Genomic DNA, 16271 nt, shown 5'->3' on the forward strand with positions numbered 1-16271 from the left:
CCGGTACGCACGGATTCCGGCGCTCCGGTGGAACGTGCTTCGCGGCACGGGCTCATCCGGGGCGGGCGACGGCCCCGTCTATGTCCGGCCCGACAAACACCGGCCCCCCGGCATGGCCTGGCGGACAGCGACTCCTCGCCGAGGACTCGCCGAGGTCTCAAAGCGGTGTTGTTCCACGCACGGATGTTGTGACTTACCGGGCACGGGGCAATGATCCCCCGCAATATCCACGAACAGCGCGTAAGGCTCGTGCCCGCGCGCTCAGGAGAAGGGAGGGCAGTGTCTTGGACGAGTCCATGCTCTGGTCCGTCGCGACCTTCGGCGTGTACCTCGCCGCCATGGTGGCCATCGGCCTGTGGGCCTACAAGCGCACCGTCTCGCAGTCGGACTTCGTGCTCGGCGGCAGACAGCTCAACAGCTGGGTGGCGGGCCTGAGCGCCAACGCCAGCGACTTCAGCGGGTGGCTGCTGCTCGGGCTGCCCGGCGCCATCTACGTCTCCGGCCTGGGAGAGGCCTGGATCGCGGTCGGCCTGGCCTGCGGTTTCGCCGGGAGCTGGATCCTCCTCGCGCCCCGCTTGCGGGTGTACACCGAGCGCGTGACCGACGCCCGCTCCGGGGGCGACTCCGACTCCCTTACCCTCTCCTCCTTCCTGGAGAACCGCTTCAACGACCCCACGAGACTGCTGCGCGGGGTCTCGGCGGTGCTCATCATCGTCTTCTACTTCTTCTACGTCGCCTCCGGGCTCGTCGCCATGGCCGCCCTGTTCGACCAGGTCTTCGGCCTGAGCCCGGGCCCCGCGATCGCCATCGGCGTGGGCATCGTGGTGCTCTACACCGTGCTCGGCGGCTTCCTCGCGGTGTCCTACACCGACGTGGTCCAGGCCGCGATGATGTGGATCGCCCTGCTGGTCGTCCCCGCCATGGCGGTCACCGCGCTCGGCGGCTTCGCCGGGCTGACCGAGGGCGTGTCCGACAAGAGCGACGGGCTGCTGTCGGCCGTCGGCGGCACCGCCCTGGACGCCGAGCTCGGCCAGTGGGTGGGTACCGACACCCTCGGCTGGGTGGTCATCGTCTCCGGCCTGGCCTGGGGCTTCGGCTACTTCGGCCAGCCGCACATCCTGTCCCGCTACATGGGCATCCGCTCGGTCCGCGACATCCCCAAGGCCGCCACCATCAGCGTGGCCTGGGCGGTCACCGCCATGGCACTGGCCGTGCTGGTCGGCTTCATCGGCATCGCCTACTTCGACACCCCGCTGGAGAACTCCGAGCAGGTCTTCCCGCTCCTGATCGAGGCCCTCACCCACCCGCTGGTCGCCGGTCTGCTGCTCGCCGCCATCCTCGCGGCCGTCATGAGCACCGCCGACTCCCAGCTGCTGGTCGCCGCCTCCGCCCTCACCGAGGACGGCTACCGGGCCTTCGTGGACCGCGACGCCGACCCCAAGAGGCTGCTGTGGATCAGCCGCGTCACCGTGGTCGCCGTGGCCCTGGGCGCCGCGGCCATCGCCCTGTGGGGCGACCAGTCGGTGATGGACCTGGTCGGCTACGCCTGGGCCGGGTTCGGCGCGGGCTTCGGCCCGATCCTGGTGCTCTCCGTGTTCTGGAAGCGCATGAGCTGGTCCGGCGCGCTCGCGGGCATGATCGCGGGCGGCACCACCGCGATCGTGTGGGACGTCCTCGACGCGAACCTCTTCGGCACCGGCCTGTACGCCATGGTCCCTGCCGTGGTCCTCAGCGTCGCCGCCGTCTTCGTCTTCAACGGCCTGGCCAGGGTCACCCCGCAGATGGAGAGCGACTTCGACCGGGTCGAGGCGGAGATCCGCGGGACCGGTTCCGCCCCGGGAGAGGCCGCACGGGTCTGACCGGCGGCCGGAGCGGCGGCCGTCCCGGCCTTCCCGTCCGCACCGCGTCCGCGGTGCGGACGGGAAGGCCGCTCTGGCGCACCCGACCCCGGAACGGTAGAACGGTGACATGTCGTCACTGACGGAACACCCGGCCGTGTGGGCCCGGACCGACGTGCCCGAGGGCCTCGGGCTGGGCGCGCTCCTCCCCGAGCCCGACGGCCACCGCCTGGAGGCCGGGGAGACCGTCGTCGTGGGCGAGGAGCGGTTCCTCACCCGCTTCAGCGTCCGCACCGACCTGGCGTGGACGACCCGGCGGGTGTACGCCGAGGTCCTCTCCTCCCAGGGCCTGGAGTCGGTCACGCTCGACGCCCACGGAGGCCACTGGAGCGGACCCGACGGCGTTCCCCGGCCCGAACTGGTGGGCTGCCTGGACGTGGACGTCGCCGCCACCCCGCTCACCAACACCCTGCCCATCCGCCGCCTCGGCCTGCGCCCGGGCGAGTACCGCGACATCGCGGTGGTCTGGATCGACATCCCCTCCCTGCGGGTGCGCCGGGTCAGACAGCGCTACACCCGCCACCCCGCCGAGGACGGCCTGGAGCGCTACACCTACCGCGACCCCCTGCACGGCGAGTACCGGCTGTCGGTGGACGGCGACGGCGTGGTCGTCGACTACGAGCGCTTCGCCCGCCGCCTGCGCACGGACACCTGAGGCCGCCCCGGACCCCGCCCCCGCCCCCGCGCATCCCCACCCCGCCCCCGCGATCCCCCGGTCCCCGACGCCGCGCCCCCTCCGCCGCCTCCTCCACCGGCCCCTCCGATCCGGGCCGCTCCCCGGGCTCGTCCCCGAACGCCGGACAGGCGATAATCGGCGGGCACACGCACCACACCCACGGGGGACCGCAGTGACCGACACCGATCTGAGCCAGGACCGTCGCGAGATCATCCGCGACCTCGCAGTGCCCGAGCACTTCGACGCGCGCGTCGAGATCGAACGCCGTGTGGCCTTCCTCGCCGAGCGGCTGATCAGCACCGGCTCCACCGCGCTGGTCCTGGGCATCAGCGGCGGTGTGGACTCGCTCACCGCCGGACGCCTGTGCCGCCTGGCGGTGGACCGGGCCCGCGAGAACGGCCACGAGTGCGAGTACGTCGCCATGCGCCTGCCCTACGGCGAGCAGAAGGACGAGGAGGACGCGGCCCGCTCCGTCGCGTTCACGGCCCCCGAGCGCTGCCTCACCGTCGACGTCCGGCCCGCCAGCGACGCCATGGCCGACTCCCTGGCCGCCGCCGGGATGGCCTACGCCAGCGAGGCCTCGGCGGACTTCGTCCTCGGCAACGTCAAGGCGCGGCAGCGGATGATCGCCCAGTACGCGGTCGCGGGCGGCCTGCGCGGACTGGTGATCGGCACCGACCACGCGGCCGAGGCGGTCACCGGGTTCTTCACCAAGTACGGCGACGGCGGGGCCGACCTCGTGCCGCTGACCGGTCTGACCAAGCGCCGGGTGCGCGCGGTCGCCGCCGAGCTGGGCGCTCCGGAGGACCTGGTGCGCAAGGTGCCCACCGCCGACCTGGAGACGCTCTCCCCGCAGAAGCCGGACGAGGAGGCCCTCGGCCTGACCTACGACCAGATCGACGACTTCCTGGAGGGTCTGCCGGTCCCCGGGCACGTGGAGACGGCGCTGGTCGACCGGTACCGCGCCACCGCCCACAAGCGCGCGCTGCCAACCGCTCCCTGACGCCGCCACGGCGAACCGGCGGGCCCCGCTCCCCACGGCCGACACCGGCGGCCGGGGCCCGCCGCGCGTGCGGGGCCGGGCGGCGGACCGGTAACCTCTTCGTTCCGCCGCCGTTTCCGTACGCGCCCCGGGCCCTCACACCGCTGCCGCGCGGCCCGACCGCCCCGGACAGCTGTTCCGTCTCCGCGCACGGACCCTCCCCAAGGGTTTCGTGCACGCCGTCTCGCGGGGTACCGTGTGCGGGAACTCTCCCGGACTTCCCGGAGCAGGTTCGGCGCGTCAGCGCCCTCCGCCGGGGGGAGAACGGTCCCCGATCCGCCGCGCCCCGACGCGCGGTGGTGCAGGCACCACCTTCCACGGTCGGGCAACCGCCCCTCGGAGAGGGGCGTCAGATCCATCGCGGCCACCACCCGGCCCGACCTACTCTCGTTACCACGCGTCGCCGACAGTTGAGCCGACGCGGCCACGCCACCGGGCGCGTTCGAGAACGCGTCGCCACCCCCCTGATCCCGGCCACACGGCCCCCGCGCACCATCGCGTCCGGGGACGCACACGCGTACGGGGTAGACCAAGGAGCGACCGATGACCGTGACCGTCGAGAACGAAGGCGGGGGCCCGTCGTCGGCGTACGCCTCCGGCACAGCCCTCCTGCCCTCTCCGCGGACACCGCGGCCCGGGGCGGGCCGGGACAGGTTCCTGGACGTCATCCGGCTGTTCGTGATGGCTCTGGTGGTCATGCAGCACTGGTGGCTGCCGGTCCTGGTCCACGAGCCCGGGTCCTTCGAGGCGGGGAGCGTCCTGGCCACCGAGGGCGGCTTCGTGCTGACGTGGGTCGTCCAGGTCATGCCGCTGATCTTCTTCGTCGGGGGCGCGGCCAACCTCATCAGCTGGCGCTCGGCCTCGGGCCGGGGCATGTCCGCGTCGGACTGGTTCGCGCGCAGACTGCGCAGACTCGCCTGGCCGGTGGTGCCGCTGACGGCCCTGTGGATCGTCGCCTCCCACCTGCTGGTCCTGGGCGGCGCACCGGCCCAGGCGGTCCTGGTGGGCGCCGAGGCCGCGGGCATGGTGCTGTGGTTCCTCGCCGTGTACGTGCTGGTGGTCGTTTCCACCCCGCTGCTGGTGCGGGCCCAGGAGCTCTTCGGCTGGTGGGTCCCGATCGCCCTGCTGGCCGCCGCCGCGGCCGTGGACCTGACCCGCTTCTCGACCGGCGCGGACTGGGTCGGCTACCTCAACGTGGCCTTCGTGTGGCTGGGCGTGCACCAGTTGGGGTTCCGCTACGCGACGGGGACGATCCGCCTGCGCTACGCCGCGGGGATGGTGGCGGGCGGCGCGGCCGCCGCGCTGGCCCTGACGACGTTCGGCCCCTACTCGCTCAACATGACGGGCGTGTTCGCCACGGAGTCCTCCAACGTGTCCCCGCCCACCCTGGTGCTCGCCGCCATGGGCGCGCTGCAGATCGGCGTCGCGGTGCTGCTGCGCGAGCGGATCAGCGCCTGGTCGGAGCGCCCGGGCCCGGCGCGTCTGCTGGACCGGATCTGCCCTCAGCTGATGACGGTCTACCTGTGGCACATGCTGCCGCTCAGCGTGGTGGCGGGCGTGCTGGTGTTCGGCCTGGGTATCGACACCCCCGAGCCGCTGACGGGCCTGTGGGTGCTGTGGGGCGTGCTGGGGCTGGTGGTCCTGGTGCCCCTGATCGTGCCGCTGGCGCACTGGGCGGTGCGGTTCGAGAACCCGCCGAAGGTGCTGAGCGGTTCCCCGGGCATGGTCCGCGTCCTGGCCGCCGCGGCGCTGGTCGGCGGCGGGATGCTGCTGCTGACGGTGTCCGGACTGGGGCTCGGCGCGGGCCCGGTGCTCGGACTGCTCGCGGTGCTGTCGGGCGTGTTCCTGACGCGTGCTCCCCGGAGGAGCTGACCGCCCCGCGCCCGGTCCGGAAGTGCCCCGGGCCGGCCGCTCTCCCGGCGCCCCGCGGATCCGGGGCGCTACCGGTCCCCTTATCGGGTAGACCGAAGGACATGGACCCGACACGTATCGCCTTCGAAGAACGGGGGAGCGGCCGCCCCCTGGTCCTCCTCCACGGACTCGGGGACCGCCGCCAGAGCTGGACCGCCGTGATGCGGCGGCTCTCCGCCGACTACCGCGTCGTCTGCGTGGACCTGCCGGGGTTCGGCGCCTCGCCTGGGCCCGGCCCCGACGAACCCTACGACGTCCTCACCCTGACCGACGACATCCAGGAGTTCTGCCGCCTGCACGGGCTGGAGCGCCCGCACCTGGCGGGCAACTCGCTCGGCGGTTCGATCGCCCTCGAACTCGGGGTCCGGGGCCTGGCCGCGTCGGTGACGGTGTTCTCCCCGGCGGGGTTCTCCGACAGGCTCGCCCGGTGCGCGATACGCGGGGTCGGCGCGCTCTCCCGCCTGGCCACGCACGTCCCGATGCGGGTAAAGGAGCGCCTGGCCAACACCGCCCCGGCCAGGACGGCCGCGCGGATCGCGCTGCGCGGCGACCCCTCGTCCCCCGTGGCCAAGGCGACCCGGTTCAGCGTCCGCGGCCTCCAGCAGGGCTCGCCCTACATCAGGCTCGTGCCGCGCATCGCCGAGTACGTCTTCACGGCGCGGCCGATCGAGTGCCCGGTGACCATCGCCTGGGGCGACCGCGACCGGACACTGCTGCCGTCCAGCGCCGCGCACGCCCACCGCCGGGTGCCCAACGCGCGCATGGTCTCGCTGATCGGCAGCGGGCACATCCCCATGGCCGACGACCCGGTCACGGCCGCCGAGCACGTCCGGTGGACCTGCCGCGCCGCGGACCTGGGCAGCGCCAAGGCGGCCGCGCGCAACGCGGCCGGGCGCGTGACCAGACCCGGTCCCCAGGACTGAGCCCGGTTTCTAGCAGCTGAAACCGCCGTCGGTGCTGATCACCTGGCCGGTCACCCACGAGGCCTCGTCGGTGGTCAGCCAGGCCAGCAGCCTGGCCGGGTCGTCGGGCATGCCCACCCGCCCGGCCGGGAAGCCTGGCAGCACGCGGTGCATCAGCTCCTCGTCGATGTAGCCGGTCTGCACCGGGCCGGGGTCGACGGCGTTCACGGTGATGCCGCGCGGGCCCAGCTCGGCGGCGAGGGTCGGGGTGATCTGGGCCAGGACCGCCTTGGCCGACGCGTACGCCACCTCGCCGGGCATCGCCCCGCGGATCTGCCCGGAGGTCATGAACAGCACCCGGCCTCCGGGGCGCCCGTCGTGCCGTGCCGCGAAGGCCTGGGCGAGCAGGATCGGAGCGCGGGCGTCGACCGCCCAGTGCCCGTCCAGCATCTCCGGGGTCACCTCGGCCAGCGACGCGTCGCCGCCGTTGCGCGCGTGGTTGGCCACCAGGACGTCCAGGTGCCCGAACTCGCCCACGGTCGCCTCCACGACCCGCCGGGGCGCGTCGGGGTCGGCCATGTCCGCGCCTACGTCGGCCACGCGGGCGGCGGGGTCGCCGAGCACCGCGCGCACGCCGTCGAGCACGGCGGTGAGGTCGTCGCTGCCCCAGGGCAGCTCCGCGTCGTGCGGCTGGTGGTGGTGGACCATCACCGAGGCGCCGTACGCGGCGAGGCGGCGGGCCACGGCGTAGCCGATGCCGCCGCGCCTGCTCGCGCCGGTGACCAGGGCCGTCCTGCCGCGCAGGGGCAGGGGGTCGCGGGACAGGGCGTCCCGGTCGGAGCGTTCGGGGGAGGAAGCGGAGTGGGCCATGGCGGGCCTGCCTTCTGCCGGGGACGGACGGGGAGCCGGCCGCGCCGCGGGTCCGGGCGATCCCGGGAGCCGCGGTGTGCGCGGCGCCGGGGCGACTCTGGCAGAAGGGGTGGGGCGGCGCACCCGGTTTTCGGCCTCCTCTCCGGAGTCGCGTGTCCGAAATGTGCTGTCCCGGGAGTGATGGTGTGTTCTGTTGACCGGGCTCCCCGGTCTACCGCTGTGTCGAGTTCGCGGGATACCGTGGACCCGCTCACCGACGCCTTGAGGAGGCAGTGGATTGACACCATCGACACGACCGGCCCCGGGCCTGCCCGAGTGGCTGCGCGAGGAGGAGCGGCGGCTGTACGGCTTCGCCGCGGGATCCGCCGTGTCCGACGGCTTCGGCTGGCTCGACGCGGACGGGCGTGTGGAGCCGGACCGGCCCGCCGCCGCCTGGATCACCGCGCGGATGACGCACGTGTTCTCCCTGGCCCACCTGCGGGGTGAGGCCGACGCGGGGCGGCTGGCCGACCACGGTGTGGCGGCCCTGGCGACGGGCCCCCTGCGCGACGCCCGGGACGGCGGCTGGTTCGACCGGGTGCCGGACGACACCGCGGGGGACTCTTCCCGGGAGCGCTCCCATGAGCTTCCGCGCAAGTCGGCCTACGAGCACGCGTTCGTGGTCCTGGCCGCCTCCAGCGCCACCCTCGCCGGTCGCCCGGGAGCGCGCGAGCTGCTCGACGACGCCCTGCGGGTCGTCGAGGAGCGCTTCTGGGAGGAGTCCGCGGGCGCCCTGCGCGAGAGCTGGGACAGCGGGTGGAACGCCACCGAGGACTACCGGGGCGCCAACAGCAACATGCACGCCGTGGAGGCCTTCCTGGCGGCTGCCGACGCCACCGGCGACGCCGTGTGGGCCCGCCGCGCGCTCTCCGTCGCCGAGCGCCTGATCCACGGCGTGGCCGCCGAGCACGACTGGCGGCTGCCCGAGCACTTCACCCCCGACTGGAAGCCCGTCCCGGACTACAACCGGGACCAGCCCGACCACCCCTTCCGCCCCTTCGGGAGCACCACCGGGCACCTGCTCGAATGGGCGCGCCTGCTGGTCCACCTGGAGGTCGGGCTCAGCCGTGCGGGCGACCCCGTCCCCGCGTGGCTGCGCACCGACGCCGAGGCGCTGTTCGACCACGCCGTCCGGCGCGGCTGGGCCGTGGACGGCGCCGACGGGTTCGTCTACACCCTCGACTGGCAGGACCGGCCGGTCGTGCGCGAGCGCATGCACTGGGTGGTGGCCGAGGCCGCCATGGCCGCCTGGGCGCTGGGGGAGCACACGGGCGGGGCCTCCTACACCGAGCTGTACGAACGCTGGTGGACCTACGCCGACCGGTACCACCTGGACCGCGAGCGCGGCAGCTGGCACCACGAGCTGGACCCGGACAACCGTCCGGCCGCGAGCGTGTGGCCGGGCAAGCCGGACGTCTACCACGCCTACCAGGCGGCACTCCTGCCCCAGGTCGGGTTGTCGGCCTCCATCGCGGCCGCCCTCCTGCCCGGCACCGATGAGAACCCCGGAGGAAACGCGTGACCACCGACAACGCAGGGGACGCGCAGGGCGCCCCGGCCGGAGGGACCGCGGGGGCCGGGTCCTCCCCCCGCCTCGTCGTGGTGGGCGAGAACGTCATGGACCTGCTGCCCACCTCCCACGGCCCCGACGTGCTCAAGGCGGCGCCCGGCGGCGGTCCGGCCAACACGGCGGTGGCGGCGGCCCGGCTGGGCACGCCCACCCGGCTGCTCGCGCGGATCGGCGCGGACGGCTTCGGCGAGCTGATCCGCGAGCGCCTGCTCGGGGAGGGGCTGGACCCGGCGGGACTGCTCCCGGCCCGGGAGCCGACGGCGCTTGCCCTGGCCACGCTCGGCCGGGACGGGTCGGCCCGCTACGACTTCCGCATGGACGACGCCGCCGACTGGCGCTGGCGCGCGGGGGAGCTGCCCGAGGAGTTGGAACCGGGGGTCCGCGCGCTGCACGCCGCGTCGATAGCGCTGTTCCGCGAGCCCGGCGCCACCCTCATCGAGGCGATGCTGCGCCGCGAGCACGGGCGCGGGCGGGTGACGCTCACCCTGGACCCCAACATCCGCCACGACGTCATCGGCGACCCCGTCACCGCGCGGGCGCTGGCACTGCGGCACGCCGCGCAGGCGCACCTGGTGAAGGCCAGCGACGAGGACCTGGCGTTCCTGTACCCGGACCTGTCCCCGGTCCGGGCGGCCCACGCCGTCGCCGCGCTGGGCCCGGCGCTGGTGGTGGTGACCATGGGCGCGGAGGGGGCCCTGGCGGTCTGCCGGGGCGAGGAGGTGGCGGTGGCCGCGCCGAGGACAGAGGTGGCCGACACCGTGGGCGCGGGCGACTCCTTCATGGGCGCTCTGCTGAACTGGCTGGACCGTCACGACCGGCTGGGGGAGGACCCGCGGACCCGCCTCGCCGGACTGGACGGGGCGGACCTGGCGGACCTGCTGGGGTTCGCGGTCTCGGTCGCCGCGGTCACGGTGACCCGGGAGGGGGCGAACCCGCCCACCATGGCCGAGGTGGCGGGCGCGGACGGGAGCCCCGGGGGCCCGCAGGAGCTTGCCCGGAGGTAGCCCCGGGAGCGGTGGCCGGGGGGCGGTAGTTCAGGGGTCGGGCGGTGGCCCCGGGGGCCGACGCCTGGGGCGGGTGGTGGCCGGATACGGGCAGCACGACGTGGGAGGGCCCTGGGGACCCCCCGTATCCAGGAAACCGCGGATCCGGGGCGGGCGGTAGCCCCTGTGGACGACAGCGGCCCGCCCGCCTCAGGCGAGGCCCTCCCTCGTCTGGACCACGAGGTGGTCCACCACGTCGGCGAGACTGCCCCGCCGGTCGTACACGGCGCGCTGGCGGGACGCCCCGCTTCCGGCCGCGCGCACCCGGCAGAGCAGGGAGGAGGCCAGGTCGGCGTCGCCGGTGGCCAGCAGCCCGGGCAGCGCGGCGTGCAGCAGCCGTTCGGCGGCCGCGTGTCCGGGCAGCGCCTCACCGGTCAGCGGGTCGGGCACCACGCCCTCCAGCCCGTCCCGGGCGGCCCGCCACACGGCGGCCCGCAGCGCCTGGTCGGGGATGCCCGGCGCGGGGATCCCGTAGCACACGTCGGTGAGCGCTCGACCGGTCAGGCCGCGGACCAGCAGGGCCAGCAGCAGCGCCTCCTCGGCGGTGGCGGCCACGTCGCTCACCCGGATCTCCAGCGTGGGCAGGTGGTCCGAGAGGCGGACGTCCCAGTAGACCATCCGCCGGTCCAGGATCGCCCCGGCGTCGGAGAGCGCCCGCACGGTCTGCTCGTGCTCGGCCAGGGAGCGCAGGAGCGGGGGAGGACCGGCCGAGGGCAGCCGGTTCCAGGCGACCGTGCGCCAGCTGGAGTAGCCGGTGTCGCGTCCGGCGTGGAACGGGGAGTTCGCCGACAGCGCCACCAGGAACGGCAGCCACCGGCGCAGGTGGTTGCCCACCGCCACGGCGGTCTCCGGGTCGGGGACGCCAACGTGCACGTGGCAGCCGCACACCACGTGCGACTCGCGCAGCGCGCCGAAGTGCGCGGCGATGTCGGTGTAGCGGCGCCCCTCGCTGGTCCCCACCGAGGCCGGATCGCCCAGGACGGCGGTGCCGGAGGCGACGACGGCGAGCCCGGCCGCGCCCGCGGCGCGGTCCAGCTCCCCGCGCGCCGCGCGCAGGAAGCGCAGGGCCTCGCCCGCGTCGTCGCACACGGGGCTGTTGGCCTCCACCTGCGCGCGGGAGAACTCGCCGCACAGGTGGTCGCGCAGGACGCGGGTGTTGGCGAGCACCTCGGGTGCCCGGGACAGGATGAGGCGGGTGCCGGGGTCGACGACGAAGAACTCCTCCTCGACGCCGAAGGTCGGGGGCACGGTGCGGTTCCCGTCGCGGGCTCCGGCGGCCGCCGGCCGCCGAGTGTCGTGTGCTGCCGTGGAGCGGTTCTCCATGGGCGTCGGTCCCTCCCTGCCGTAGGGGCGCTCCCTCACGGGGGCGTCCCGGACTGGATATCCCCGTCGGGGGCGGTCGCGACAGTGTCCTGAAGAAGATAAAAAGCTATCCGTGTGATCTTTTGTCCCGTTTGTCGGTATCGCGGGTGTGTCGTTGCGCGCACGTTACGGCTTGATAACCCTGCTCCCGGCCGGTGCGGGCGAGGGGGCGGTTCCGGGCTCCCTCCGCAGAGTGAGCACCGTCACTTTCCCCGGTCGCGGAAACCCAGGTGGGCACCGCGATGCCCCGCCCGCGCACCCGTCCCGGGGACACCGTGAGCACCCCTGCCCAGGCCCGTCCCGCACGTCGCGTGCGACTCCGGGCGAGCATCGGTGAAACCACCAGTGTGGTCGCCCGCACCTGCCGCGACGGGGGCCCGCTGTGCGAATGTGTGCACGTGGCTGGCAGGAACACACAACCCCCCGTCGCCCGCCTCCGAGGTCGCGACACGGAGCAGCGGGCCCTCTCCGACGCCCTGGACGACGCGCGGTCCGGCCGGGGCGCCGCCCTGCTCCTCTCCGGCGGCCCCGGGCGAGGCAAGACGGCGCTCCTGGAGCACCTGAGCGGGACCGCAGGTGGTTTCACCGTGCTCCGCGCGGACGGCGTCGCCGACGAGGCGGACCTGCCCCTCGCCGGACTCCAACGCCTCCTCCGCCCCCTCTCACGGGAGACCGAGCGCCTTCCCGAGCCCCTGCGCGACCTCCTCCGCGACGCCCTGACCGGGGGAGGGGTCGCCGACGCCGACCGGCTCGCCCTCTACACCGGCCTGGTCGAACTGCTCTCCCTCGCCGCGGCCGACCGCCCCCTCCTGCTGTGCGTGGACGACGCCGACCGGCTCGACGCGCCCTCCCTGGACGCCCTGGCCTTCGTCGCCCGGCGCCTCGCCGGAACCCCCGTCGCCGCCGTCCTCACCGCGCGCCAGGGCCAAGGCAAGCCCGCCGGGACCCGGGCTTCCGAGACCGGCGCCGAACCCCCTCTCGACGCCCTCGTCCCCGGTGTCACCGAACTCCCGCTCGCGCCCCTGGAGGAGCGGGCGCTCCACGACATCCTCACCGACAGGGCCCCGGTCACCCCGGCCTCCGCCGTGCGCTCCGCCCTGGTCCGCGCCGCCCACGGCAACCCCGCCGCCGTCCTCGGCCTCCTGCTGGGGCTGTCCCGGGGCCAGCTCCTGGGTGAGCAGCCCCTCCCCGACCCGCCTCGTCTGCCCGGCCGCCTGCGCGCCGGCCTCCTCTCCCCCTACCAGGGCCTCCCCGAACGGGTCCGCCACCTGCTGCTGCTCGCCGCCCTGGGCGACGAGCCCCGCGTCCACCGGCTGCTGGAGGCCTGCCGGGAACCCGGACCGAACGCCACCGGCCCCGGACCGACCGTCACCGACCTCGAACCCGCCGAGGAACGGGGCCTCGTGCGGGTGGAGGGCGACACCGTCGTCTTCGCCGACCCCCTGACGCGCGGGGCCATCGCCCAGGACGCCCCCGCCGGGCGGCTGCGCGCCGCGCACCGCGCCCTGGCCCGCGCCTGCGACCCCGGGATCTCGCCCGCGGAGTTCGTCCGCCACACCGCCGCGGGGGCCGACGCGCCCGACGCCGGGCTCGCCGAAGCCGCGACCGCCGCCGCCCGGCGCGTCAAGAGGATCGAGGGCCGCCTCGCCGCCTCCCACGCCTACGAGCGCGCCGCCGACCTGTGCCCCGACCCCGACGAACGCGCCTGCCGACTGAACACGGCCTCCTACGAGGCCTACATGGCCGGGAGCTCGGCGCGCGCCGCCCGGCTGCTCGCGCGGGCGCGGCCCCTGGCGGTTTCGGACCGGCGGCGGGCGACCGCCGACCTCATCGACGCCCAGATCGCCATGCGCGGCGAGAACGCCATGGACGTCGCCGAACGCCTGCTCACCGTCGGCCGCGAACTCATCCCCCACGACCGCTCCCTGGCCCTGCGCGCCCTCGTGCGCTCGGCCGACGCCGCCTCCCTGGCCGGGGACGCCGTCCGCCACGGCCGGGCCGCCGAACTGGCCCTGCCGCTGGTCCGCCCGGACGACCCGGCGCCGATGCGCATGGTCGCGTCCTTCCTGGAGGGCTGCGCGGTCTCCTTCCGCGGCGACTACCCCGGCTCCACCCCGCTGCTGCGCGAGGCCACCGGGCTGGCCGCGATCGCCAAGCCCTCCGAACTGGTCTGGGCGGGCATCAGCGGTCTGCGCCTGGGCGACGCGCCGTTCGTGCGGTCGGTCACCTCGCGCGCCGTCGAGGTCGGCCGTCTGCGGGGCGAACGGGCCACCCTGCCCGCCGCGCTGGGCTTCCTGGTCTTCTCCGAGTTCTGGAGCGGACGCTTCCCCTCGGCCGCCGGGACCGCCCTGACCGGCCTGCGGGTCTCCCGCGAGACCGGCCAGACCGTGTGGGCCACCCAGCACCTGGCGTCCCTGGCGATGATCGCCGCCATCCAGGGCGACGTGGACACCTGCCGCATCCGGGCCCGCGCGGTCGCCGCCCAGGCGGGGGAGAACAGCCTCGGCCTGGCCGCGGCCCTGTCGGCGTGGGCGCTGGCCGTCCTGGAGCTGTCCCGGGGCAACGCCGCGGAGGCGTTCTTCCGGCTGCGCGCCCTGGTCCACGCCGCCCCCGGGCACGGCCACCCCACCATGCGGCTGCTCACCGCCCCGCACTTCGTGGAGGCGGCGACCCGCATGGGCGAGACCGAGTGGGCGCGCACCTCCCTGGCCGGGTACCGGCGCTGGGCCGAGTCGGTGGGCAGCCCGAGCACGCTGGCCCTGGCCGCCCGGGGCGCGGGTCTGCTGGCCACGGGCGACGAGGCCTGCGACCACTTCGAGAACGCGCTGGCCCTGCACCGGGCCTGCGGGGACGACGACGTCGAGCACGCGCGCACCCAGCTGCTGTTCGGCGCCCACCTGCGCCGGGCCCGCCTGCCCGGCCGGGCCCGTGAGCACCTGTACAACGCGCTGGAGACCTTCGAGCGCTTCGGGGCGCGGCTGTGGGTGCGCCAGACCCGCGCCGAGCTGCGCGCGATCGGGACCGCCGAACGCGGACCCGACCCCGTCTCCACCAGCGAACTGACCGCGCAACAGCAGCAGATCGCCCGGCTGGTCGCCGAAGGGGCCACCAACCGCGAGGTGGCCGCCCACATGTTCATCAGCCCGCGCACGGTCGAGCACCACCTGCGCGGCATCTTCCGCAAGCTCAACATCAGGTCCCGCGTGGACCTGGCCCGCCTGTTCAACTGACCCCCGGGCCGACGGCCGAGGCGCCGCCGGACACCCCCTTCATACCAACTGGTCGGTACGCCTCCGGTCGAAGAGAAAGGCAGCCAATGACGACGACCGCAACGGAGCACCTCCTGAGCGCTGACGGGGTGACCGTGCGCTTCGGGGGCCTCACCGCGCTCGACGACGTCGGTCTCCGGGTCGCGCCCGGTTCCGTGGTCGGCCTCATCGGCCCCAACGGAGCGGGCAAGACCACCCTGTTCAACGTCCTTTCCGGCGTCCTGCGCCCCACCGCCGGAACCATCACCTGGAAGGGCGCCCCGCCGCCCGGCCGCCGCCCCCACCACCTCGCCCGCGCGGGCATCGCCCGGACCTTCCAGGGCCTCAACCTCTTCCCGATGATGACGGTCCTGGACAACGTCGTCGCCGGGGCCGACCGCCTCGCCTCCGGAGGCCCGTTCTCACTGCTCACCGGCCTGGGACGGCACCACCGCGACGAACGGGACCTGCGCGGGCGCGCCCTGGCCGCGCTGGAGCGCTTCGGGGTCGCCGAACACGCCCACCGGCTGCCCGCCACCCTGCCCTACGGCGTACAGAAGCAGGTCGCCCTCGCGCGCGCCTGCGTGGGCGAACCCGAACTCCTCCTGCTCGACGAACCCGCCAGCGGACTGTCGGGGGCGCAGATCGACGCGCTCGCCGAGCGGATCCGCGGCTTCAGCCGGGACATGGCCGTGGTCCTCGTCGAGCACCACATGGACCTGGTCATGCGGGTCTGCGACCACATCGTCGTGCTGAACTTCGGCCGGGTCATCTCCACCGGCACCCCCGCCGAGGTCCAGGCCGACCCCCTCGTCACCCAGGCCTACCTCGGCACCCCGGCGGACGCACCCGCGGCCGCCCCCGCCCCGAACGCGGCAACCCCGGCGGACGCGTCCGGCCGGGACACGGGAACCCCGGCCAGGGACACGGCCGCCGCCTCCACCGACACCCCCGACGCCGGTCCCGGCGACGCGAACGGAGCCGCCCGATGACCGCCCCGCCCCTGCTGTCCGTCGAGGAGCTCAGCGCCTCCTACGGAGCCGTCCGCGCCCTGGACCGCGTGTCCCTCACCGTTCCCGCCAAGGGCGTGTGCGCCGTCCTCGGCGCCAACGGCGCGGGCAAGACCACCCTTCTGCGCACCCTCACCGGCCTCCACCCGGCCGCCTCCGGGCGCGTCCTGCTCGACGGCGAGGACATCACCCGCCTGCCCGCCGAGAAGGTCATCACCCGCGGCCTCGCCCACGTCCCCGAGGGCGGCGGCGTCATCGTCGAGCTCACCGTCGAGGAGAACCTGCGCCTGGGCGGACTGTGGCGTTCCGACCGCCGCCGCGACTCCGCCATGGGCGAGGTCCTGGAGCTCTTCCCGCCCCTGGCCGAAAGGCGCGGCAGACCCGCCAGCACCCTCTCCGGGGGCGAGCGCCAGATGCTCGCCATCGGCCGCGCCCTCATGGCCAGGCCCCGGGTGCTGCTGCTGGACGAGCCCTCGCTGGGCCTGGCGCCCCTGGTCACCAGGCAGATCTTCACCCTCCTGCGCGACCTGCGCGACCGCACCGGGCTCACCGTCGTCCTGGTCGAGCAGAACGCGGCCGGGGCGCTGTCGGTCACCGAGACCGGGTTCGTCCTCAACCAGGGACGCGTCGCGGTCGGGGGCGCCTCCGCCGACCTGCTCTCCGACGACCGCACGCGCCACGCCTACCTGGGCTTTTAGAG

12 protein-coding genes are annotated in these 16271 nt (G+C 74.8%); 10 read left to right on the top strand and 2 right to left on the bottom strand.

The genetic code is table 11. The annotated features are described in order from the left end of the window. Window positions 1-296: 296 nt before the first annotated feature. From putP to KGD83_RS02125, 5 genes are all read left to right on the top strand, one after another. Window positions 297-1859 carry a sodium/proline symporter PutP gene (gene putP, locus KGD83_RS02105; protein WP_212644233.1) on the top strand — a complete coding sequence of 521 codons (1563 nt, stop codon included), beginning with the start codon at window positions 297-299 and terminating at the stop codon, window positions 1857-1859. A 109-nt stretch (window positions 1860-1968) separates the two neighbouring features. Further along, a complete protein-coding gene (locus KGD83_RS02110; RefSeq protein ID WP_212642273.1) occupies window positions 1969-2553 on the top strand; it encodes a putative glycolipid-binding domain-containing protein in 585 nt (194 codons plus the stop codon). Between the two features lie 193 nt (window positions 2554-2746). Continuing rightward, the gene (nadE, locus tag KGD83_RS02115) at window positions 2747-3577 is read left to right on the top strand and encodes an ammonia-dependent NAD(+) synthetase (RefSeq protein WP_212642274.1); all 831 of its coding nucleotides are present in this window, start codon (window positions 2747-2749) and stop codon (window positions 3575-3577) included. A gap of 582 nt (window positions 3578-4159) precedes the next feature. Next, on the top strand, window positions 4160-5488 hold the full coding sequence (locus KGD83_RS02120; protein ID WP_212642275.1) for an acyltransferase family protein: 1329 nt from the start codon (window positions 4160-4162) through the stop codon (window positions 5486-5488). Between the two features lie 101 nt (window positions 5489-5589). Beyond that, entirely contained in the window at window positions 5590-6450 is an 861-nt protein-coding gene (locus KGD83_RS02125) for an alpha/beta fold hydrolase (RefSeq protein ID WP_212642276.1), read from the top strand. 9 nt (window positions 6451-6459) lie between these two features. Here the strand turns inward: KGD83_RS02125 and KGD83_RS02130 are convergent, their stop codons facing one another. Further along, window positions 6460-7299, bottom strand: a complete 840-nt coding sequence (locus KGD83_RS02130) for an SDR family oxidoreductase (RefSeq protein ID WP_212642277.1) — start codon at window positions 7297-7299, stop codon at window positions 6460-6462. A gap of 277 nt (window positions 7300-7576) precedes the next feature. On the opposite strand from KGD83_RS02130, the gene KGD83_RS02135 reads away from it, so the two are divergent. Beyond that, entirely contained in the window at window positions 7577-8860 is a 1284-nt protein-coding gene (locus tag KGD83_RS02135; RefSeq protein ID WP_212642278.1) for an AGE family epimerase/isomerase, read from the top strand. Continuing rightward, window positions 8857-9912: a carbohydrate kinase family protein gene (locus KGD83_RS02140; protein WP_212642279.1), complete on the top strand. Its 1056-nt coding sequence runs from the start codon at window positions 8857-8859 to the stop codon at window positions 9910-9912. Before KGD83_RS02135 ends, KGD83_RS02140 begins: the two co-directional genes overlap by 4 nt. 189 nt (window positions 9913-10101) lie before the next feature. On the opposite strand, the gene KGD83_RS02145 is transcribed toward KGD83_RS02140, so the two are convergent. Then, window positions 10102-11274 (bottom strand): carboxylate-amine ligase, encoded by a 1173-nt coding sequence (locus KGD83_RS02145; RefSeq protein WP_212642280.1) that lies wholly within the window; start codon window positions 11272-11274, stop codon window positions 10102-10104. 386 nt (window positions 11275-11660) lie between these two features. Between KGD83_RS02145 and KGD83_RS02150 the strand changes: the two genes are divergently transcribed. The 3 genes from KGD83_RS02150 to KGD83_RS02160 all read left to right on the top strand — a co-directional run bounded on the left by KGD83_RS02150 (window position 11661) and on the right by KGD83_RS02160 (window position 16269). Beyond that, window positions 11661-14543, top strand: a complete 2883-nt coding sequence (locus KGD83_RS02150; RefSeq protein ID WP_212642281.1) for a helix-turn-helix transcriptional regulator — start codon at window positions 11661-11663, stop codon at window positions 14541-14543. A gap of 86 nt (window positions 14544-14629) precedes the next feature. After that, window positions 14630-15553 (top strand): ABC transporter ATP-binding protein, encoded by a 924-nt coding sequence (locus KGD83_RS02155; RefSeq protein ID WP_212642282.1) that lies wholly within the window; start codon window positions 14630-14632, stop codon window positions 15551-15553. Continuing rightward, the gene (locus tag KGD83_RS02160; protein WP_212642283.1) at window positions 15550-16269 is read left to right on the top strand and encodes an ABC transporter ATP-binding protein; all 720 of its coding nucleotides are present in this window, start codon (window positions 15550-15552) and stop codon (window positions 16267-16269) included. The genes KGD83_RS02155 and KGD83_RS02160 overlap by 4 nt, the downstream gene beginning before the upstream one ends. Window positions 16270-16271 lie beyond the last annotated feature (2 nt).

The organism is Nocardiopsis akebiae (genome assembly GCF_018316795.1).
Taxonomy (GTDB): Bacteria; Actinomycetota; Actinomycetes; order Streptosporangiales; family Streptosporangiaceae; genus Nocardiopsis; species Nocardiopsis dassonvillei.

What these genes read in the sequence shown, in the direction of transcription:
- putP (WP_212644233.1), top strand. Translation starts at nt 297, where the DNA reads ATGCTCTGGTCCGTCGCGACCTTCGGCGTGTACCTCGCCGCCATGGTG.
- KGD83_RS02110 (WP_212642273.1), top strand. Translation starts at nt 1,969, where the DNA reads ATGTCGTCACTGACGGAACACCCGGCCGTGTGGGCCCGGACCGACGTG.
- KGD83_RS02120 (WP_212642275.1), top strand. Translation starts at nt 4,160, where the DNA reads ATGACCGTGACCGTCGAGAACGAAGGCGGGGGCCCGTCGTCGGCGTAC.
- KGD83_RS02125 (WP_212642276.1), top strand. Translation starts at nt 5,590, where the DNA reads ATGGACCCGACACGTATCGCCTTCGAAGAACGGGGGAGCGGCCGCCCC.
- KGD83_RS02130 (WP_212642277.1), bottom strand. Translation starts at nt 7,299, where the DNA reads ATGGCCCACTCCGCTTCCTCCCCCGAACGCTCCGACCGGGACGCCCTG.
- KGD83_RS02145 (WP_212642280.1), bottom strand. Translation starts at nt 11,274, where the DNA reads ATGGAGAACCGCTCCACGGCAGCACACGACACTCGGCGGCCGGCGGCC.
- KGD83_RS02155 (WP_212642282.1), top strand. Translation starts at nt 14,630, where the DNA reads ATGACGACGACCGCAACGGAGCACCTCCTGAGCGCTGACGGGGTGACC.
- KGD83_RS02160 (WP_212642283.1), top strand. Translation starts at nt 15,550, where the DNA reads ATGACCGCCCCGCCCCTGCTGTCCGTCGAGGAGCTCAGCGCCTCCTAC.